17 protein-coding genes are annotated in these 19,772 nt (G+C 75.1%); 7 read left to right on the top strand and 10 right to left on the bottom strand.

The genetic code is table 11. The features are described 5' to 3' along the window. Positions 1 to 45: 45 nt before the first annotated feature. Complete coding sequence (locus tag ACIQOW_RS35760) at positions 46 to 594, bottom strand: MarR family winged helix-turn-helix transcriptional regulator (protein ID WP_401092026.1); 549 nt, start codon at positions 592 to 594, stop codon at positions 46 to 48. A gap of 56 nt (positions 595 to 650) precedes the next feature. Here ACIQOW_RS35760 and ACIQOW_RS35755 point away from each other — a divergent pair, with 56 nt between their 5' ends. The 3 genes from ACIQOW_RS35755 (at position 651) to ACIQOW_RS35745 (ending at position 4,355) form a co-directional block, all read left to right on the top strand. Beyond that, positions 651 to 1,727 (top strand): ABC transporter substrate-binding protein, encoded by a 1,077-nt coding sequence (locus tag ACIQOW_RS35755; protein ID WP_401092025.1) that lies wholly within the window; start codon positions 651 to 653, stop codon positions 1,725 to 1,727. Between the two features lie 118 nt (positions 1,728 to 1,845). Continuing rightward, on the top strand, positions 1,846 to 3,339 hold the full coding sequence (locus tag ACIQOW_RS35750; RefSeq protein ID WP_401092024.1) for an APC family permease: 1,494 nt from the start codon (positions 1,846 to 1,848) through the stop codon (positions 3,337 to 3,339). After that, positions 3,336 to 4,355, top strand: coding sequence for an acetamidase/formamidase family protein (locus ACIQOW_RS35745; RefSeq protein WP_401092023.1), 1,020 nt, complete (start codon positions 3,336 to 3,338; stop codon positions 4,353 to 4,355). Before ACIQOW_RS35750 ends, ACIQOW_RS35745 begins: the two co-directional genes overlap by 4 nt. A 170-nt stretch (positions 4,356 to 4,525) precedes the next feature. On the opposite strand, the gene ACIQOW_RS35740 is transcribed toward ACIQOW_RS35745, so the two are convergent. The 3 genes from ACIQOW_RS35740 to ACIQOW_RS35730 form a co-directional block, all read right to left on the bottom strand. Then, positions 4,526 to 4,897, bottom strand: a complete 372-nt coding sequence (locus tag ACIQOW_RS35740; RefSeq protein ID WP_401092022.1) for a BlaI/MecI/CopY family transcriptional regulator — start codon at positions 4,895 to 4,897, stop codon at positions 4,526 to 4,528. Between the two features lie 264 nt (positions 4,898 to 5,161). Beyond that, positions 5,162 to 7,903, bottom strand: a complete 2,742-nt coding sequence (locus ACIQOW_RS35735; RefSeq protein WP_401092021.1) for an FtsX-like permease family protein — start codon at positions 7,901 to 7,903, stop codon at positions 5,162 to 5,164. Continuing rightward, on the bottom strand, positions 7,900 to 8,700 hold the full coding sequence (locus ACIQOW_RS35730; RefSeq protein WP_401092020.1) for an ABC transporter ATP-binding protein: 801 nt from the start codon (positions 8,698 to 8,700) through the stop codon (positions 7,900 to 7,902). The genes ACIQOW_RS35735 and ACIQOW_RS35730 overlap by 4 nt, the downstream gene beginning before the upstream one ends. A gap of 430 nt (positions 8,701 to 9,130) precedes the next feature. Here ACIQOW_RS35730 and ACIQOW_RS35725 point away from each other — a divergent pair, with 430 nt between their 5' ends. Continuing rightward, positions 9,131 to 9,868, top strand: coding sequence for an MgtC/SapB family protein (locus ACIQOW_RS35725; protein ID WP_401092019.1), 738 nt, complete (start codon positions 9,131 to 9,133; stop codon positions 9,866 to 9,868). A gap of 155 nt (positions 9,869 to 10,023) precedes the next feature. Further along, positions 10,024 to 10,704, top strand: coding sequence for a YoaK family protein (locus ACIQOW_RS35720; protein WP_401092065.1), 681 nt, complete (start codon positions 10,024 to 10,026; stop codon positions 10,702 to 10,704). A gap of 193 nt (positions 10,705 to 10,897) precedes the next feature. Here ACIQOW_RS35720 and ACIQOW_RS35715 read toward each other — a convergent pair whose 3' ends face one another. From ACIQOW_RS35715 to ACIQOW_RS35705, 3 genes are all read right to left on the bottom strand, one after another. After that, positions 10,898 to 11,554, bottom strand: coding sequence for a hypothetical protein (locus ACIQOW_RS35715; RefSeq protein ID WP_401092018.1), 657 nt, complete (start codon positions 11,552 to 11,554; stop codon positions 10,898 to 10,900). 487 nt (positions 11,555 to 12,041) lie between these two features. Then, positions 12,042 to 12,503, bottom strand: a complete 462-nt coding sequence (locus ACIQOW_RS35710) for an NUDIX hydrolase (RefSeq protein ID WP_401092017.1) — start codon at positions 12,501 to 12,503, stop codon at positions 12,042 to 12,044. 21 nt (positions 12,504 to 12,524) lie between these two features. Further along, a complete protein-coding gene (locus ACIQOW_RS35705) occupies positions 12,525 to 14,027 on the bottom strand; it encodes an SDR family NAD(P)-dependent oxidoreductase (RefSeq protein WP_401092064.1) in 1,503 nt (500 codons plus the stop codon). Positions 14,028 to 14,345: 318 nt separating this feature from the next. Between ACIQOW_RS35705 and ACIQOW_RS35700 the strand changes: the two genes are divergently transcribed. Next, positions 14,346 to 15,785 (top strand): GuaB1 family IMP dehydrogenase-related protein, encoded by a 1,440-nt coding sequence (locus ACIQOW_RS35700; RefSeq protein ID WP_401092016.1) that lies wholly within the window; start codon positions 14,346 to 14,348, stop codon positions 15,783 to 15,785. Here ACIQOW_RS35700 and ACIQOW_RS35695 read toward each other — a convergent pair. The 3 genes from ACIQOW_RS35695 to ACIQOW_RS35685 form a co-directional block, all read right to left on the bottom strand. Then, positions 15,746 to 16,699, bottom strand: coding sequence for a DUF5995 family protein (locus tag ACIQOW_RS35695; RefSeq protein WP_401092015.1), 954 nt, complete (start codon positions 16,697 to 16,699; stop codon positions 15,746 to 15,748). The two genes, ACIQOW_RS35700 and ACIQOW_RS35695, sit on opposite strands and share 40 nt — an antisense overlap. Before the next feature lie 172 nt (positions 16,700 to 16,871). Next, a complete protein-coding gene (locus tag ACIQOW_RS35690) occupies positions 16,872 to 17,261 on the bottom strand; it encodes a DUF3224 domain-containing protein (protein WP_401092014.1) in 390 nt (129 codons plus the stop codon). Positions 17,262 to 17,385: 124 nt separating this feature from the next. Beyond that, a complete protein-coding gene (locus tag ACIQOW_RS35685) occupies positions 17,386 to 18,477 on the bottom strand; it encodes a PP2C family protein-serine/threonine phosphatase (RefSeq protein ID WP_401092013.1) in 1,092 nt (363 codons plus the stop codon). A 248-nt stretch (positions 18,478 to 18,725) separates the two neighbouring features. On the opposite strand from ACIQOW_RS35685, the gene ACIQOW_RS35680 reads away from it, so the two are divergent. Next, on the top strand, positions 18,726 to 19,685 hold the full coding sequence (locus ACIQOW_RS35680; RefSeq protein WP_401092012.1) for a pseudouridine synthase: 960 nt from the start codon (positions 18,726 to 18,728) through the stop codon (positions 19,683 to 19,685). The last annotated feature ends 87 nt before the right edge of the window (positions 19,686 to 19,772 follow it).

Below are 19,772 nucleotides of genomic sequence, written 5' to 3'. Positions count from 1 at the left end.
GCGGGCCACCGTCGTCGTGGGGGCGCCGGCCGGGGTGCGGGCCCGTCAGGGTGCGGCCAGCCGCCGCAGCAGGCCGGCCGGGTCGGTGAGGCCGCAGGCCCGGCGGACGGCGGCGTCGTGGGCGGCGGCGAGGGCGTCGAGGCGGGTCAGCCTGATGCGGCCCTGCCGGGAGAGGTGGGCGGTGATCCGGCGGCGGTCCTGGTCGTCCTGGCGCCGGTAGACCCAGCCGGCGTCGGCCAGCGAGTCCACCAGCCGGCTCAGGCTGGCGTGCGGGATCAGCAGGGCCTGGGCCAGCTCGCCCATCGCGTGTCCCCGGCCGTCCGCGAGGGCGCGCAGCAGCCGCCACTGGTCGACGGTGCAGTCCTCCTCGGCCAGCGCGGCGGCGAGACTGCCGGAGAGCCTGCGCTGGGCCAGGGTGACCAGCTCGACCAGCAGCGGCTCCGGGGCGGAGTGACGGTCGGCCGGGTCGGCGGGGCGGCTCGCCGGGTCGTCCGTGGACGGGCCCGTGGACACGCCCGTGGGGCCGTCGGCGGACCGGCCGGCGGGTTCGCCGGGGCGGCCGTCGACCCCCGGTGCGGCACCAGTTGCGATCATCGGACCCGTCCCCTTCCGGCCTTTCCCGATCTCGGCAGTACGACGATACTCGCACTGTGAACGTCGAGGTCAGGCTGATCGATCCGCTCGATGCGCTGCACTCCGTACGGGAGCAGGCGGCGTTTCGGGTGGGCCTCGTCGTGCCGCAGTCCGGCCCGCTCGGGCTCACCGGCCCGTCCGCCCTGGACGGCGCGCTGCTCGCCGCGCACGAGGTCAACGCGGGCGGCGGTGTCCTCGGCCGGCCCCTGGAGCTGGTCCTGGTGGACGGCGGCGGCGCTCCCGACCCGGTCGCCGCCGAGGTGCGGAGGCTGCTGGACGCCGGGGCGCTGGACGCGCTCGCCGGCTGCCACACCAGCGACGTCCACCGGGCGGTCGAGACCGTCGCCGCCGGCCGCGTCGCGTACGTCTACACCCCGCCGCACGAGGGCGGCACCCGGCTGCCCGGCGTGCTCTGCACCGGCATCGACCCGGCTCGCCAACTCGGCTTCTCCATAAGCGATCTGACGATCCGTCATCGGATCGCGCGGTGGGCGCTGATCGGCAACGACTACATCTGGCCGCGCTCCGTCCACCGGGCGGCCGAGGGGCTCGCCGCCCGGGCCGGTGCCCGGGTGGTGCTGGAGCGGCGGATCCCGTTCGGGTCGGTCAGGGTGGAGCTCGAACCGCTGCTGGACGCGCTGCGCGCCGCCCGCGCGGACGCCCTGCTGCTCAGCCTGATCGGGCGCGACCTGGTGGACTTCAACCGGGCGCTGCGGCGCAGCGGACTGGACCGGAAGCTGGTCCGGCTCTCCGGCGCGCTGGAGGAGAACGGCCTGCTCGCCCTCGGTGGCGACGACACCGGGACGCTGTACGCCGCGATGCCCTCCTTCGCGACGCTGGCCGAGGAGCGCCGGCAGAGCCTCGCCGAGCGGCACCGGGCCCTGTGCGGGCCGTGGGCGCCGGTCCTGGACGCCTACGCGGTGGGCCTGTACGAGGGCCTCCACCTGCTCGCCGGCCTGGCGGCCCTCGGGTCGCTGGCCCCGGACGGCCTGCTGGCCGCCGCGGGCCGGCTGCTGCACCGGGAGGGCGCGGTCCGGGCGCCGATCCACCTGGCCAGGGCCGAGGGCCTCGGCTTCGCCGTCCTGTCGCGGTAACCCCGCGTGACCGCCTTCTCGCCAGGTGGAATGCCGGGACAAAGCCCTTCCATCTGGAAATAGTTGCCTCTACAGTCTCCCCACACACCCCTGAGGGTCGTCACGGAGAGAGAGCACCATGGCCGACACACCCGCGCCCAAGGGCATCGAGAGCTACGGCTACCAGCAGGAACTGCGCCGTTCGCTCAGCTTCACCGACCTGCTCGTCTACGGGCTGGTGTTCATGGTGCCGATCGCACCGTTCGGCATCTTCGGCGGCGTCTTCCAGGGCTCCGGGGGCATGGTCGCCCTGGCCTACGTCCTCGGCATGGTGGCGATGATGTTCACCGCCCTGTCCTACGCCCAGATGTCCAGGGCCTTCCCGATGGCCGGCTCGGTCTGCACCTACGCGGGCCGCGGCATCGCGCCCCCGGTGGGCTTCCTGTCCGGCTGGATGATCCTGCTCGACTACGTGCTGGTGCCCGGACTGCTCTACCTGATCGCCGGCGTCGCGATGCACTCGCTGGTGCCGTCCATCCCGGTCTGGCTCTGGCTGATCGGCTTCGTGCTGCTCAACACCGTGGTCAACTACCTCGGCATCGAGACCACCAACAAGGTCAACAAGGCGATGCTGATCGGCGAACTGGTGGTGCTGGCCCTGTTCGTGGCGATCGGCATCGTCGCCCTGATCAACGGCAAGGGCCGCGGCTTCGACTTCACGCCGCTGTACAACCCGGACACCTTCTCGTGGAGCCTGGCCTTCGGCGCGGTCTCGATCGCGGTGCTCAGCTTCCTGGGTTTCGACGGCATCTCCACCCTCTCGGAGGAGAACCGGGACTCCACCAAGGCCATCGGCCGGTCCATGGTCGCCGCGCTGCTGCTGGCGGGCACACTGTTCATCGTGCAGACCTGGGTCGCCTCGCTGCTGGTCGCCGACCCCGACGCGCTGCTCAGGGACGGCGATCCGGACGGCGTCGCCTTCTACGACACGGCCCGTACGGCCGGTGGCGCCTGGCTCGCCACGCTGACCGCCGCCTCCACCGCCGTGGCCTGGGGGTTCGCCAACTCGCTGGTCGCCCAGGCGGCCACCTCCCGGCTGCTGTACGCGATGGCCCGCGACCGCCAGCTGCCCTCCTTCCTGGCCCGGATCCACCCCACCCGCCGGGTGCCGGTCAACGCGACCCTGCTGGTCGCCGGGGTCTCGCTGGTGCTCGGCCTCTACATGGCCTCCCGCGAGGACGGCATCGCGCTGCTCAGCACCCTGGTCAACTTCGGCGCGCTGACCACCTTCCTGGTGCTCCACGTCGCGGTGGTCGTCCACTACCTGATCCGTCAGCGGAGCAAGGACTACTGGCGGCACCTGATCGCCCCGGTGCTCGGCTTCGCGATCCTCGGGTACGTGGTCGTCAACGCCGACATCGCGGCCCAGCGGCTCGGCTTCGTCTGGCTGCTCGTCGGCGGGATCGTGCTCACCGGGCTGATGGTGACCGGCCGCAAGCCCCGACTGGCGGTCGTCGAGGCCGAGTCCGCGATCGGGGCCGAATCCGGCACCGGCACCGCCGTCGGCACCGGAACCGGCACCGGCACCGCCGCCGCCACGAACGCCACCACCACCGCTCAGGAGAAGAAGTGAGCCTGCCCGAGACCGTCACGCTGTCCCCGACTCCGGAGGACTACTCCTACACGTTCGGCGGCCGCGCCCCGCTGGTCACCGTCCAGCCCGGCACCGTCATCGAGCTGACCACCGAGGACTGCTTCGGCGGCAAGGTGCGCGGCACCGGCGACCTGCCCAGCCAGGTGTGCGTCTTCCCGTACCTCAACCCGGTCACCGGCCCGATCGCGGTGGCGGGCGCCGAGCCGGGGGACGTCGTCGCCGTGCACTTCGTGGAGATCACCCCGGCCAGGGACTACGGGATCTCCAGCACCTTCCCGCACTTCGGCGCGCTGACCGCGACCCACAGCACCGCGATGCTGCACGCGCCGCTGGAGGAGCGGGTCTGGCTCTACGACCTGGACGTCAAGGCCGGCACCTGCCGGTTCCGGGCCCGCAACAGCGAGTTCACGGTGGACCTGCCGCTCGACCCGATGCACGGCACGGTCGGCGTCGCCCCGGCGGCCGGCGAGGTGCTGGCCTCGATCACCCCGGGCGCCCACGGCGGCAACCTGGACACCCCCGAGATGCGGGCGGGCACCACCGCCTACTTCGGGGTCAACGTCGAGGGCGGCCTGATCGCCATCGGTGACGGCCACGCCCGCCAGGGCGAGGGCGAGGTGTGCGGCACGGCGGTGGAGGCGGCGATGCGCACCACCGTGATCGTCGACCTGGTCAAGGGCGGCGGCCCGGCCTGGCCCCGGCTGGAGAACGACGACTTCCTGATCAGCACCGGCTCGGCCCGCCCGCTGGAGGACGCGTTCCGGATCAGCCAGCACGACCTGGTCGGCTGGACCGGCGAACTGCTCGGCCTGGACCAGCTCGACGCCTACCAGCTGGTCAGCCAGGCCGGGCTGGCCCCGGCGGCGAACGTCTGCGACACCAACTACACGATGGTCGCCAAGCTGCCGAAGAACCTGCTCGGCCGGGCCCGCGCCTACGACGGGCTGCACGACCGCCTGCGCGAGACGGCGGGGGCGTACCTGCGGCACCGGTAGCGGGGCCACGCCGGTCGCGCGGGTCCGCCTGGGTCGACCGCGCGGGTCGACCACGTGGGTTCAACCGCGCGGGTCAAGGTACCGGCAAATCTCACGGACCCTCCAGGGTCGGCCCGTCGGCACCGTTCGCCGACGGGCCCGCCGGGGTGTCCGGGGGAGCGGCGTGAGGGTCACCGCGCTTCCGTGGACCTCGGCTGGGCTAGGGCGGCGAGCAGGGCCGAGGCCTCGTCCCCGCTGATCCGGTCGACGAAGTGGAGCAGCGCGCCCGCCCGGTCCTGGCTGGTCTCCAGTGCCTGGTGCATCAGCCGTGCGGTGTACTCCTCGCGGGTGCAGGTCGGTTCGTACATCCAGGCGCGGCCGACCTTGTCCCGGCGCAGCCAGCCCTTGGTGTGCAGGATGTCGGCGACCGTGGTGACGGTGGTGTACGCGACGGCCCGCTCGCGCCGGAGGTCGTCCACGACCTGGCGGACGGTGGCGGGCCGGCCCCAGGCCCAGAACCGGTCCATGATCTCGGCTTCCAGATCGCCGAATCCCCGTAGCACCGCCCTGGTCTCCCTCGCCGAACCGACCACCGGCGCCCTTCGTCGCCGGACCGCGGCCCATGGTACGGCGAGCGCCGGGCACCCGCCCCCGGGTGAAGGGGGCGGGCGCCCGGCGTGTTCCGGATGGTGCCCGGGTGGTGCCCAAGCGGTGTCATCCGGTGGGCGGCGAGTGTCCAAGCCGTGTCCGGGGCCGGCACCGGGCACTCGTACGGGTGTCCTTCCGAGTGCCCGTGTGGCGCCCCGGGCGCGGGCGGCCTCCGCCGGTCAGGACAGCCGTCGCCCGAGCGGGATGCGGGACCGGGTGAACAGCGCCGCGAGCAGCCCCGCGACCACCGGCAGCAGCAGCACGATCAGCAGCAGCTCGCCCCAGGGCGCGGTGATCAGCGCCGGCTTGGCCCCGAACCCGCTCGACCGGGACTTCAGCAGCCCCACCGCCGGCACGAACCCGTTGACCGCCCCGAGCAGCGCGCCCAGCAGGGCGATCAGCGTGCACTGGAGGCCCGCCATGGTCCGCCGGATCCGCGGCGGAGCGCCGACCGCGGCCAGGGTGGCCTGGTCCTGCCGGGAGTCGGCGGCCGCCAGGCCGGTGGCGATCCCGGCCGCGCCGAGCACCACCAGCGCGGCGAAGCCGGTGAGCGCCAGGGTGAGCGCGTCGCTCTTCGGCTGGTACCCGCGCTCCACGTCGAGCATGGCGAAGCGGTCCAGCTGGACGGCGGCGGCCGCGGCGCGCTGCTGCGCCTTGCGGTCGGGCGGGGTGGCGGGCAGCCAGACCGAGCCGGTCGACTGGGAGGAGAGCCCGAGCCGGGGCAGGGCGGCGGGCAGCACCAGGCCCTGGGCGAAGTCCGCGGCGGTCGGGTTGTCCACCAGCACCGCGTCGACCGGGACCTCCTGGACGTCAGGCTTGGGCACCTCGCCCGGCTGCAGCGGGGCGCCGCCGCCGCCGCGCAGGACCATCACGGCCTTCCCGTCGGCCCCCACCAGGGCCCGGTCGAAGACCAGCAGCTTCCCGGCGGCCAGCGCCTGTTCGACGGCCGGGTCGTGGATGGCGAACAGGTTGCGCAGCACGGTCGCGTCGCCCGAGGCCAGGTGCGGCGGGGCGCCGAGGCCGCGCCGCTCCACCGGGCCCTTGAGCTGGACGGTGCTGGAGCAGTTGTCGCAGAAGCGGTAGATCACCTGCCCGAGGTCGCCGCGCGGGCCGAGCCCGGTCAGCTGCTTCTCCAGCTCGGCGCGCTCCTCGGCGAGCCGGGGCCCGTCGGCGTGGCTGGTGAGCTGGACGGCTCCGTACGGCGCCTGCGGCCGGTAGTCGCGCCGGTTCTCGGCGTCGGTGCTGGTGGTGTACACGCCGATGGCGACCGCGCCGGCCACCGCGGCCATCACCGCGGCCACCGCGGGAGCGGTGCGCGAGCGGTGCCGGGCGGAGTCGCGCAGCGCGAGCCTGGGCCCGAGCGGCAGCCGGCCGGCGGCCCGGCCGATCAGGGCGATCAGCATCGGGGTGCAGAGCAGCAGGCCGAACTCGGCGACCACCGAGCCGCCGAGCACGGTGAGCGTCCGGGTGTCGTAGCCGCCGGCGACGGGCCGGTCATGCTGCATCGCGCCCGCTCCGTACATCGCGAGCACGCCGCCGACGGCGACCAGGACCGCCCCGCCCACGGTGACCCAGCGGCTGGGCCCGCGGACGGTGTCCCGGCCGGTGAGCCCGGCGGTGACGCTGCGGCGGGCGGCCTGCACGGCGGGCAGCGCGGCCGCGAGCAGCGCGGTGAACACGCCGATCCCGGCGATCGCGGCCAGCTCCAGCGGGGGCATCGCGAGGTGCCCGAAGCGCACGCCGCCGAACTGCTCGATCCTCGGCCGCAGCGCGACGACCACCGCGGTGCCGAGCACCACGCCGGCCAACGCCCCGGTCAGGCCGAGGACCACGCCGCCGCCGAGCACCACCGCACCGACGTGGGTGCGGCTGCCGCCGGCCGCGCCGAGCAGGGCGAGCTGACGGCGCGAGCGGCGGGCGCCGACCGCGAAGGCCGGCCCGGCGAGCAGGGCGATCTCCAGCAGTGCCATGCCGGTGACGGTGGCGACGACCATCTTGGTGTTGTTGGCGGCCGTCGGGTCGCTGTAGCGGTACGAGTCGCGGTAGTAGGGGACGGCCTGCTCCGGCGGCGGGGCGAGCGCCACCGAGCGTGCGGTGAGGGTGTAGCCGTGGGCGTTGAACCGCTGGACCGCGGCCCAGTCGAGGGTGGCCCCGGCCGGCAGCCGGACCAGCCAGGCGGACCGTCCGGCCGGGCCCTTCTCCGCGGCGGGCCCGCCGGCGGCCAGGGCGGCGGCCAGCGGGTCGAGCAACTCGCCCGGCCTGGCGACGAGTTCGACCCGGCCGAGTTCGCTCGGGTGCTCCACCACACCGGTGATGGTGTAGGTGGTGCGTTCCAGGCCCTGGAGGGTGGTGGCGGTGCCGGGCCTGAGCCCGGAGCGGTCCAGGAAGGCCCGGGTGACGGCCACTTCGTGCGGGGCGCTCGGGGCGCGGCCCTCGACCAGGTCGAGCCGGCCGCGCCAGATCGGGTCGCCGAGGTCGGCCTCGGTGGTGAGGGTGCGGACCAGGCCCTCGGGCGAGGTCGCGCCGGCCTCCGGGCCGGGCCTGGCGGGGGTGAGCACGCTGCCGGGCGGCAGCAGCGAACCGATCAGGGTGGCCGGGTCGGTGCTCGCGCCCTTCTGCTGCTCGGCCGTCGGCTGCTCGCCCGGGCGGGCCTGGACGGAGAAGGCGCCGTCCTGGGCGATCGGGGCCTGCTCGACGAGCTGGCCCGGATCGAGCGAGGTGACCAGGGCGTCCGCGCCGCCCACCACCCGCTCCACCCGTTCGGCCGGGGTGAGCTGTCCGCTGCGGTGGACCACGTCGGCGCCGGTGACGCCGAGGACGGGCAGCGCGATCATGGCGGCGATCAGCGCGCTGCGGCCCTTGGCCCGCAGTGCGTCGCGGCGGGCGATCCGCAGGGTGACCCGCCAGGCTCCGAGCCTCACTGCGCCACCTCGCCGGCCACGCCGGACAGCTGCGCACCCGCCGGGTAGGCGGAGGAACGCCGGCCACGGCTCTCCGAGGCGACCGCGCCGTCCCGCAGGTGGACCACCCGGTCCGCCCAACTGGCGTGCGCCGCCTCGTGGGTGACCATCATCGCGGCGGCCCCCGCGTCGCAGCGGGCGCGCAGCACGGCGAGCACGGCCTCGCCGGTGGCCGAGTCGAGGGCGCCGGTCGGCTCGTCGGCGAGCACCAGCCGGCGCTCGCCGATCAGCGCGCGGGCGATCGCGACGCGCTGCTGCTGGCCGCCGGACATGTCGTCGGGGAAGCGGTCGGCGAGTTCGCCGATGCCCAGCTCCTCCAGCGCGGCCACCGCCTCCCGGCGGGCCCGGCGGCCCGGGACGCCGTCGAGTTCGCGGGGCAGGGCGATGTTCTCGGCGGCGGTGAGCGCCGGGATCAGGTTGTAGTCCTGGAAGACGTACCCGATCGAGCGCCGCCGCAGGTCGGCGAGCTTGCCGCGGCCGAGGCCGCCGAGTGCGACGCCCTCCACCAGGACCTCGCCGTCGCTGGGCTGGTCCAGTCCGCCGGCCAGGGTCAGCAGGGTGGACTTCCCGGAGCCGGACGGGCCCATGACGGCGACGAACTCGCCCGGGTGGACGGCCAGGTCGATGCCGCGCAGGGCGTGCACCTCGGCGGCGCCCCGTCCGTGCACCCGGGTGACGTTGGCCAGGCGCAGGACGGGCGCGGGCCGGGTCGGATCGGCGTGGGACACACTTCCCCCTCGTGAGCTGCTCAACTGCATATGTCGGTGAACTATATATGCCGGAGGACGTGACGCAAGCCGGGATGGTTCCCGGTGGGCGGGGGAGTGGCCGGCGGGCGGGGGAGTGGCCGGTTCGGTCAAACTTCTACAAAGCTGTCGAGGAAAGGGAGCCAACCCGGTCCGGGCCGTTCGGGGGCGGTCTATGCTCGGGACGGCTCGCGGAACCGGGTGGGCGCCCCGCGCGCACGCCGGGTCGCGGAGCGGAGCGGGGGCGGACCCTCGGCCCCGCACCGCCAGGCCGCCTGGCGTCACGTCATGTCGTCGCGCGGCCGCACGGGCCGGCCGGCGCCCTGCGCGCCTCCCCGCCGGTCGCGACGGCGGTGGCCATCATCGAGGTCGTCCGGGCCGGGTGGGACCACCGGCCGCGCGTCACCGTCCGTACCCCTCCTCCCGTGAAGGAGGTGCCGTCGTGCACACCCTGACCACCGTAGACTTCCTGGTCCGGCTCGCCACCGGCGTGGCCTGCGGCGCGCTGATCGGCGTCGAGCGCCAGTGGCGGGCCCGGATGGCCGGCCTGCGCACCAACGCCCTGGTCGCGGCGGGCGCCACCCTGTTCGTGCTGTACAGCGAGGCCGTCGGCGACGCGGCCAGCCCCACCCGGGTCGCCTCGTACGTCGTCTCCGGCATCGGATTCCTCGGCGGTGGCGTCATCCTGCGCGACGGCGCCGGGGTGCGCGGCCTCAACACCGCGGCCACGCTGTGGTGTTCGGCCGCGGTCGGGGTGCTGGCCGCCTCCGGCAAGCTGGAGTTCGCCGTCCTCGGCACGCTCGCCGTGCTCGTCGTCCACCTGGTGCTGCGCCCGGCCGGCCGGCTGCTCGACCGGGCCCCGCAGTCCGGCAGCGACCCGGACTCCACCAGCCGCGCCACCGTCCACCTGGAGTGCGACCGCAAGGCCGAGAGCCACATCCGGGCCCTGCTGCTCCAGGCCCTCGCCGCCTCCGGGCTCGCCCCGACCGGTCTGCGCGCCCGCCGCACCGACCAGGGCGACGCCACCAGCCTGCGGGCCACCGTCGCGATCACCGGGCAGGTCGCCCCGGCGCTCGAACAGGTCGTCACCAGGCTGTCGTTGGAGCCGGGCGTGCGCGACCTGCACTGGCACCTGGAGGACGAATCGGAGGACGACGGCGGCAGCCCGGCGCTCGCCTGACGGCGCGGAGCGGCGGGATGCCGTCGCCCGAGACCCCGCCCGAGACCCCGCCCGAGACCCCGCCCGAGACCCCGCCCGAGACCCCGCCCGAGACCCCGCCCGAGACCCCGCCCGAGACCCCGCCCGAACCGTTCCGCGAGCCGCCTGGAGGGCCGATGTCCACCCCCGATCCCGAGCACGGGCCGCTGGTGCCGATGCTGCTGGTGCTGACCGTGGTCACCGGAGTGGTGGACGCGGTCAGCTACCTCGAACTCGGCCACGTCTTCGTCGCCAACATGACCGGCAACGTGGTGTTCCTCGGCTTCGCCCTGGCCGGCGCGGCCAACCTCTCCGCCACCGCCTCGCTGGCCGCCCTCGCCGCCTTCCTGCTCGGCGCCCTGGCGGGCGGCCACCTGGCCCGCCGACTGCCCGGCCACCGCGGGCACCTGCTGACCGCCGCGGTCGCCGTCCAGTCGGCCCTGGTCGCGGCGGCCACCGTGCTGGCGGCCGTGGCCGGCCACGTCTCCGACCCGGCCCGTTACACCCTGATCGGGCTGCTCGGCTTCGCGATGGGCGGTCAGAACGCGGTGGTCCGGGCGCTGAAGGTGCCCGATCTCACCACCACCGTGCTCACCATGACCATCACCGCCCTCGCCGCCGACCGCACCGGCCCCCGTCGCCTCGCCTCCGCGGTCTGGATGTTCGCCGGAGCCCTCGTCGGCGCCCTCCTCGTCCTTCACGCCGACGTCCCCGTCGCCCTCGCCCTGACCCTCGCGCTGCTCCTCGCCGTCGCCGCCCTCACCCACCGCGCCGCCGGATCCGCCGTCCCCGCCCCGGCCTGGACCCGGCCGCGCTGACGGGGCCGGGAGGCGGCGCCCCGCCGCGGTTCCGTCGTGGTGCCCGCAGGATTCCGGTGTCCCGGGCCCGCTCAGTCCTCGCGGCGGCGGCCGGCGCGGTGTCGGGCGTTGGGGCAGGCGCATCGCAAGGCGGAGACAGGGGCCCCGGCTGAGGCTGGGGAGCGTCGCCGGGAGTCTGACGACAGGTCCTGGCTCAGTCCTCGTGGCGGTGGCCGGCGCGGCCGCTCCAGAGGGGTTCGAGGCGGGCCCAGTCGGCCGTCCAGGCGGCCTGGGCGCGGCGGTCGAGAGCGTGCAGGCGCAGACGCAGAGCGAGGGCGAGCAGGGCGAGCGCGGTGAAGAGGGCGCCGGCGCCGGTGCAGGCGGCGGAGACGGCGAGGGCGGCCCGGTCGGCCGGGGGAGCGGAGACGTCACCGTCCGGGTCGACCCAGATGAGGATGTGACTGCCGGTGACGGTGGAACGCGGGGCCTGGACGGTGCCCAGGTGCTGGGTGCCGTCGGGGGTGGTCCAGGCGGCGTCGACGTCGATCCGGGTGCTGTAGCCGCCGGCGAAGCGGCTGGTCGCGAGGGCCGCGCTGTCCGGGGTGCTGCGGACCACCGCGTCCACCCGGTGCAGCCGTACCCGGTCGGTGGCGGCCTGGGGCGCGGTGGAGCGGTAGAGGAGCAGGGCGCCGCCCGCGGCGAGGGCGACGGCGAGCACCGCGCCGAGCACGGCGGACAGCCAGGCCCTGGCCCGGGCGCGGTCGACCGGGCGGGCGAGCGGTTCGTGCCGGGCACCGAGGGCCCGCCGCAGCCTTCGGCCGGTGCGCCGCGGGAGCGACGCGGGCCGGGCCGGGCGGGGTGTGCTGGACACGGTGAGGACTCCTCAGGGGTGCGGAGGCGCAGGGCGGTTCCGCCCCCAATGTCCACCCGGCGGCCCCTCCCGCACAAGAGTCGTGCGCGGTCGGAGGACCGCCAGGGCCGCTCGGCCCCGCGGCCGGGACGTTCGGCCCTCGGCAGCCACCGCCCGTCGGGGGCAGGCTGGGAACCGGCGGCGCCCCCGTGCCTGGGCGCGGCCGTGGCCCGGTTCGACCGTGGGGGTGCCGGGCCGAGGTACGGGGCGGGGGGTGGTCGTGGGGCCACCCCCCCACCTGTGCCGCGCGGGGCCGAGGTCCCTCTCAAGCGCGACCACGTCGCCCCCGTCTTCGGCGAGAGCCCCGCCCTGCGCGGGGACGGCCTTCGGGCCGGCCGCCTCGCTCGGGATCATCGTCTCGACGCTGCCGCTGCTGAGGCGGATCACCGGGCCGAAGGCGGCCCGCAACGGCTGAGCGCCCGTCGGGAGCCGGCCCCGTCGTCCGCCGTCAGCGGGCGACGGGGTAGCCGTGCGTCCCGTCCGTCCGCAGCACGTCCAGCCCCGGCAGCCAGCTGCCGAGCACCAGCGCGGACGGGTAGAACATCGGCTCCGGCAGCGCGTCCACCGGGAAGCGCTCCCAGCCGGCGCAGGCGTGCGGCTCGGTGACCACGGCCTCGGCCAGGCTCGGCGGGGCCAGCACGGCGGCGGTCAGCCGGGGCCGGCCGAGCTCGTGGTCGAGGTGGACGGCGAGCACCCGCATCAGCTCGGCGGGCAGCACGATGCCGGTCTCCTCGGCGAGTTCGCGGGCCGCGGTCCGCTCGAAGGACTCGCCGAGGTCGACCTTGCCGCCGGGCAGGCTCCAGGTGGGCGGCTCGCCGGCGGTGATCCGGCGGCCGACCAGGACCCGGCCGTCGCCGGTGGGCACGATGATCCCCGCGCCGAGCAGCGGTGCGGTCGGTGCTGTGCTCAACTCGCCATCTCCTTCAGCCCGTTACCAGTTCGAACGCTCGTAGTCCTTGAGGAAGACGCCGTACAGGTCCTCGCCCGCCTCGCCGCGCACGATCGGGTCGTACACCCGGGCCGCGCCGTCGACCAGGTCGAGCGGGGCGTGGAAGCCCTCGTCGGCGAGCCGCATCTTGTCCGGGTGCGGGCGCTCGTCGGTGATCCAGCCGGTGTCGACGGCGGTCATCAGGATGCCGTCGGACTGGAACATCTCCTGCGCGCTGGTGCGGGTGAGCATGTTGAGCGCGGCCTTGGCCATGTTGGTGTGCGGGTGGCCGGCGCCCTTGTAGCCGCGCGAGAACACGCCCTCCATCGCGGAGACGTTGACCACGTACTTGCGGCGGGACGTGGAGGCGGCCATCGCCGGGCGCAGCCGGCTGATCAGGATGAACGGCGCGGTGGAGTTGCAGAGCTGGACCTCCAGCAGCTCCATCGGGCCGACCTCGCTGACGGTCTGCACCCAGCTGTTGGTGTCCGCGAGGTCGGGCACCAGGCCGCCGGCGTCGATCGCGGTGCCGGCCGCGATCCGGGCGGGCGTGGCGGAGCCGGTGACCAGGGCGAGCGAGGTGACGTCCTCGGCGGTGATCCGCTGCTCGTCGCCGGCCGACTGGTGGGGGAGGGCGGGCAGGTCGACGCTGCCGCTGCCGAAGCGGCCGATGGTGGTGGACTGCGGCAGCTCGCCGGCCGGCAGCGGCGCGGACTCGGCGTTGACCAGCTCGCGGTAGGACTCCGGCGGGCGGCGCACGGTCTGCGCGGCGTTGTTGATCAGGATGTCCAGCGGGCCGTCGGCGGCGACCTCGTCGGCCAGCGCCATCACCTGGGCCGGGTCGCGCAGGTCGATGCCGACGATCTTGAGGCGGTGGATCCACTGGGCGCTGTCCGGCATCGCGGTGAAGCGGCGGATCGCGTCGTTGGGGAAACGGGTGGTGATGGTGGTGTGGGCGCCGTCGCGCAGCAGCATCAGCGCGATGTACATCCCGATCTTGGCCCGGCCGCCGGTGAGCAGCGCGCGCTTGCCGGTGAGGTCGGCGCGGGCGTCCCGGTGGGTGCGGTTCTTGACGGCGCAGTTCTGGCAGAGGTTGTGGTAGAACGCGTCGACCTCGACGTACCGCTGCTTGCAGGTGTAGCAGGAGCGCGGACGCTCCAGGACGCCGGCGATCTCGGTGGTGGTGACGGTGGTCAGGCCGAAGGCCCCGGCCGTCTCGTCGTCGATCCGGGTGGGCGCACCGGTGGCGGTGCGGGCGGTGACCTCGCGGTCGTTGGCGGTCTTGCGGGCCCGGGTCTCCTGGCGGCGGCGCTGCTTGAGGGTCCGGAATATGCCGCCGACGGCCTGGCGGACGGTGATCGCGTCCGGGTGGTCGACGTGCAGCTCGTCGAGCTCGGCGATCACCTCCAGGCAGAGCTTCAGCCGCTCGGGGTCGAGGCCGGGACCGTAGTCGATCTCCTCCTCGGTGTCCTCGCCCTGGCCCTGCTGGATGTCCGTCTGCCCGATGCTCACGCCTGCTGCCGCTTCCCGTTCGCCACGCCCGTTACCGCGTGAAGCCGTGCCCGTTACCGCGTGAATGCTACGGGAGCGGTCCGGACCGAGGCGAAAGCCGGACGTCGGAGGGGGTCTTTGGATGATCCTCCATGTCTACGCGCGGAGCATTGATCACCGTTTGTGCACAGCCCCAGCAATGCCCCTCGAACTGGCTTTTGCCCCCCGACCTCACGGAGAATCGAACGCTGGGTGCCGGGCGCCCGAGTGCGCCCCGGCGGCTTCGCCGCAACCGCACCCGAGGTGTATCCCCCAGCCAGAGAGCCCTTCTTCATGCGCTTCCTGAACGACCTCAAGCCTTCGTACGATCTGACGTACGACGACGTCTTCATGGTCCCCAGCCGTTCCGCCGTGGGCTCCCGGCAGGGCGTCGACCTCTCCTCGAACGACGGCACCGGCACCACCATCCCGCTGGTCGTGGCCAACATGACCGCCATCGCCGGCCGCCGGATGGCCGAGACCATCGCCCGCCGCGGCGGCCTGGTCGCCATCCCGCAGGACATCCCCACCGAGGTCATCGCCGAGGTCGTCTCCTGGGTGAAGCAGCGCCACCTGGTCTTCGACACCCCGATCACGCTCGCCCCCGGCGCCACCGTGGCCGAGGCGCTCTCGCTGCTGCCCAAGCGCGCGCACGGCGCCCTCGTGGTGGTCGAGGACGGCAGGCCGGTCGGCGTGGTCACCGAGTCCGACTGCCAGGGCGTGGACCGCTTCACCAGCCTGGCCGACGTCATGTCCCGCGAGCTGCTGGTGCTGGACGAGGACGTCGACCCGCGGGCCGCCTTCGAGAAGCTCACCGAGGCGCACCGCAAGCTCGCCCCGGTGGTGGACGGCGACGGCCGGCTGGTCGGCATCCTCACCCGCAAGGGCGCGCTGCGCGCCACCCTGTACACCCCGGCCGTGGACGCGGCCGGCAAGCTGCGGATCGCCGCCACCGTCGGCATCAACGGCGACGTGGCGGGCAAGGCCGGGGCGCTGATCGAGGCCGGCGCCGACGTGCTGGTGGTGGACACCGCGCACGGCCACCAGGAGTCCATGATCAAGGCGCTGCGCGCGGTGCGCGGGCTGGACCCGCGGGTCCCGATCGTGGCCGGCAACGTGGTCTCCGCCGTCGGTGTCCGCGACCTGGTCGAGGCCGGTGCCGACATCCTCAAGGTCGGGGTCGGCCCGGGCGCCATGTGCACCACCCGGATGATGACCGGCGTCGGCCGGCCGCAGTTCTCCGCCGTCCTGGAGTGCGCCGCCGAGGCGCGCCGGCTCGGCAAGCACGTCTGGGCCGACGGCGGCGTGCGCCACCCGCGCGACGTCGCGATGGCGCTGGCCGCCGGCGCCTCCAACGTGATGATCGGCTCCTGGTTCGCCGGGACCTACGAGTCCCCGGGCGACCTCAGGACCGCGGCCGACGGCCGCCAGTACAAGGAGAGCTTCGGCATGGCCTCGGCCCGTGCGGTCAGCAACCGCACCGCCCAGGACTCCTCGTACGACCGGGCCCGCAAGGCGCTGTTCGAGGAGGGCATCTCGCACTCCCGGATGTTCCTCGACCCGGCCCGCCCGGGCGTCGAGGACCTGGTCGACTCGATCATCGCGGGTGTCCGCAGCTCCTGCACCTACGCGGGTGCGGGCAGCCTGGAGGAATTCCACGAGAAGGCGATCGTGGGCGTCCAGAGCGCGGCCGGCTACGCCGAGGGCAAGCCGCTGCACTCCAGCTGGGCCTGATCGCCCGCTGTCGCTGCCGCGGCGGCGCCGTCGGTCCGGTCGGCCGTCCGGTCCCTCGCTTCGGGGAGCCGGGCGGCCGGCCGGTCGCGCCGTCCGTCGTCGCGCCGTCCGTCGTACCCGCTGGTGTCATGCCCGTCGCCGAGCCGGTCGCCGTGCTTGTCGTCCGGCCCGGGCGGGAGCGGGGAGCCGAGCGGGAGCAGCAGGGCGCGGCCGAGCAGCCCGACCGAGCCGTCCAGCGCGGTGGCGAAGGCCCGGGCGGCGCCCGGGAGGTGCCGCAGCTCCCACAGCGCCTCGACGGCGCCCCAGGCACCCTCGCGGGCGGCCCCGACCGACCAGGCGCCGAGCAGGTGGGTGAGCGGCTCGGCGTGCTCCAGCAGGTCGGGCCCGGGCATCAGCTGTTCCCGGACGGCCGTCTCCACCTCGGCCAGCACCCCGTTGATCCGGTGGTAGTCCTCCTCGATGTCGGCCGGCTCGCAGTGCCGGCGCCGGCAGGTGGCCACGACGGCGAGCGGCAGGTCGTGCTGGATGTGGGCGTTCATCCCGGCCAGCGCGAACTGGAGCGGGTGCACCCCCGGGTGGGCGCGCAGCGCGAACAGCGGCCGCCAGCAGACCGGTGGCCGCCGTCCGGCCGCGTCCGCGGCCACCGCCCGCAGGTACCGTCCGGCGAACACCACGTCCAGCTCGGCCACCGCCGGCGGGTCGGCGAAGTACCGGCGGCCCAGCCGGTCGCGGACCGCCTCCGTCACGGTGAGGTAGAGCCGGTTGAAGACCGCCACCCCGTCGGCCGGGGGCAGCCCCGCCCCGATCTCCCGCAGCCGGCCGACCACCTGCCCGACCGTGGCAGGGGTCGTCCTCGCGCGGGTCTCCGCGTGCGCGATCACTGCCGCCGTACGATCCACCGCCGTGCTGGGCATGTGCCACCCTCCGATGCCGATCGTGTACTGATCGCATCATCGTGGCAGCGTTGCCGAGCGCTCGGCGGCCGCGGCGCGCTGGTCGAGGGCGTGGGGGTGGCCGGACGCCGAGGTGGCCGGACGCGGACCCGACCGGGCGTGGAGGAGACCGGACGCGCCGGCCGATGGGCCGTCAGCCCAGCTCGTACTCCAGGACGTAGGTGTGGGCGCCGGACTCGTCGACGGTCAGGTGGAGCTCCCCGGTGATCCCGGCCAGCTCGCCCGCGCCCGTGCCCGGCACCACGCGTATCGTCGTGCCGGTGGTGTCCCAGGCCGTGTGCTGGAACACGAACGAGCCCTTGTGCCCGTCCAGTTCACCCGTCACGTGCTCCACCGCGACGTAGGAGGCCGGACCGTCGGAGGGGCCCGCGACGGAGAGCATCCGCACCTCGCCCGTCCCGCTCAGCCCGCCCGTGAAGACCTTGGCGATCCGGACCCGGCCGAAGGCCGCGCCCTCCAGCTCCTCCGTCTCCACCGGCTCGAACGCCGTCAGCTCGAACGACCCGCTTGCCCTGCTCCCCATGGCGCTGTCCCCTCGTCTCGTCGATCGTCGGCCGTCCGGCGGCGGACTCCCCGCCGACCGCGAACCGAGCCTTGCACACACCACTGACACTGTCCGTCCGTCCGGGCCGTCGCCGGGGGCCCGGTCAGGGCTCCCAGCGGATCGCCAGCACCGCCGCGTCGTCGGCCGGCCCGGCGTCCCCGACCCAGCCGCGGACGTCCGTCAGCACGGCGTCCAGCAGGTCCGCCGGGGTGCCGCCGTGCAGGCCGGGCAGCCGTTCCACGATCGGGTAGAAGCCGCCCCCGGGATCCCTGGCCTCCGACACGCCGTCGGTGTGCAGGAGCAGCAGGTCGCCCGGCTCCGGGTCGAACCGCCGGGCCGGGTACGTGTCGTCGGTGAGCCCGAGCAGTCCCAGCGGCGGCGCCGGGAACGGGGGCTCCAGCTCGCTCACCCGGCCGGCCCGGCGCAGCAGCGGGGACGGGTGGCCGCAGTTCACCAGCCGCACCGGCCCCCGGTCCGGCGCCACGTCGAGCAGCAGCGCGGTGGCGAACCGCCCCTCCTCGGACTGCCGGGCGGCGAGCGCCGCGTCCAGTCGCTCGGCGAGCCGCCCGGGGTCGGGCTCGGTCCGGGCGGCCTCCCGGAACACTCCGAGGACGTCCGCCGCCGTCTCCACCGCGGGGAGCCCGTGCCCCTGGACGTCCCCCAGCAGGATGCGCACCCCGAACCGGGTCTCCACCACGGCGTACAGGTCCCCGCCGATCCTGGCCTCGGCGGCCGCCGCCACGTACCGCACCGCCAGCCGCAGCGGCCCGATCCGCTCCGGCGGCGGGCGCAGCAGGGCCCGCTGCGCGGCCTCGGCGACCGTCCTGACCTGGAACAGCTCCCGCTCGCGGGCCGCGACCAGGACGACGCTGGCGGCGCTGGCCAGGGTCGAGGTCAGGACGGTGACCGGCACGCTGATCCGGACGGAGAGCGGCAGCTGCGCGTTGGCCGACTCGAGGAGCCCGACGGAGAGCAACGCTGCCGCGCCGACCAGCAGCGGCACCCGGGCCCGCCGGGTGGTGGCCCCGGCCAGCACCGGGGCCACCGCGAGCAGCGGGGCCAGGGTGGTCCCCGGGCCGATGGCCAGGGCGGCCACCACGGCGGCGACCAGCAGCAGGAACGCGCCGTAGAGCAGCAGCCGGGTCCGCCTCGGCAGGTGCAGCGGCGGCACCCCGTCCGGGCCGTCGGCGGTCACGCGTCCTCCAGGGGGCCGGCAGCGTGGTCCGGGCGGGTCGGCTCGGCAGCTCGGCGGGTCGGTGCGGCGGTCGGTCCGGCCGGTGGGGCTGGTGGGTCGGCGGGCCGGAAGCCGGTCCGCCGGAAGCCCCGGCGGACGGTCGGAGGCCCCCGGCGGAACGAGGGCCTCCGACCCACTGTCCCCGCCCGGCCCCGGGTCGGCACCTCGGCGCGGGCCGTACGCCGGCGCGCACTACCCTGGGCCGGGACATGAGACGCAAGAGCCGCCGCCCGGCCTCCCCCCTCCCGCAGCGCCACGGCGTGGACCCGGCGCACCTGAAGCTGCCGCCCGAGGGCCCCTGGCCGACGGTGCGCGACCACCTGGTGGACCGGCTGCCAGCCGTCCCGGCCGAGCGGATCGACGCGGCGCTGCGGGACGGCGAGATCGTCGGCGAGCACGGCCCGATCTCCCCGGCGGAACCGTTTCGCCCCAGCGCGCACCTGTGGTTCTACCGGGACCTCCCCGAGGAGGTGCGCGTCCCCTTCGAGCTGGTCGTGCTGCACCACGACGAGCACCTGGTGGTGGTCGACAAGCCGCACTTCCTGGCCACCACCCCGCGCGGCCGGCACGTCACCGAGACGGCGCTGTCCCGGCTGCGGCACACCCTCGGCCTGCCCGCGCTCAGCCCCGCGCACCGCCTGGACCGGCTCACCGCCGGCCTGGCCATGTTCGTCGTCCGCCCCGAGGAGCGCGGCGCCTACCAGACGCTGTTCCGCGACCGCCTGGTGCGCAAGGAGTACCAGGCGATCGCCGGGTACGACCCGGAGCTGAGCCTGCCGCGCACCGTGCGCAGCCACATCGTCAAGGAGCGCGGGGTGATCGCCGCGCGGGAGACCGACGCACCGCCGAACAGCGAGAGCACGGTCGACCTGCTGGAGCGCCGCGACGGCCTCGCCCGCTACCGGCTGCGGCCGCTGAGCGGGCGCACCCACCAGCTGCGGCTGCACATGTGCGGGCTCGGACTGCCGATCCTCGGCGACCCGGTCTACCCGGTGGTGCTGCCCGAACCGGCCCCCGACGACTTCCGCCGCCCGCTGCAACTGCTGGCCTCGACGGTCGAGTTCACCGACCCGCTGACCGGCCGCGAGCGCCGCTTCGAGAGCCGCCGCACCCTGGCCGCCTGGACCGACCCGCAGGGCTGGGCCGACGGCGCCGCCACCGGGGCCTAGCCGGCCGGACCGGGAATCCCGGCGCGGGGGCCGCGTCGCTTCCGCGGTGGCCGGCGAGCGCCTTGCCGGTTGTGGTCCAGGCCTTCG

This window comes from Kitasatospora sp. NPDC091335 (assembly GCF_044757205.1).
Taxonomy (GTDB): domain Bacteria; phylum Actinomycetota; class Actinomycetes; order Streptomycetales; family Streptomycetaceae; genus Kitasatospora.
The sequence above is the reverse complement of the archived record's forward strand: the minus strand, read 5'-3'. Positions and strand labels throughout refer to the sequence as shown.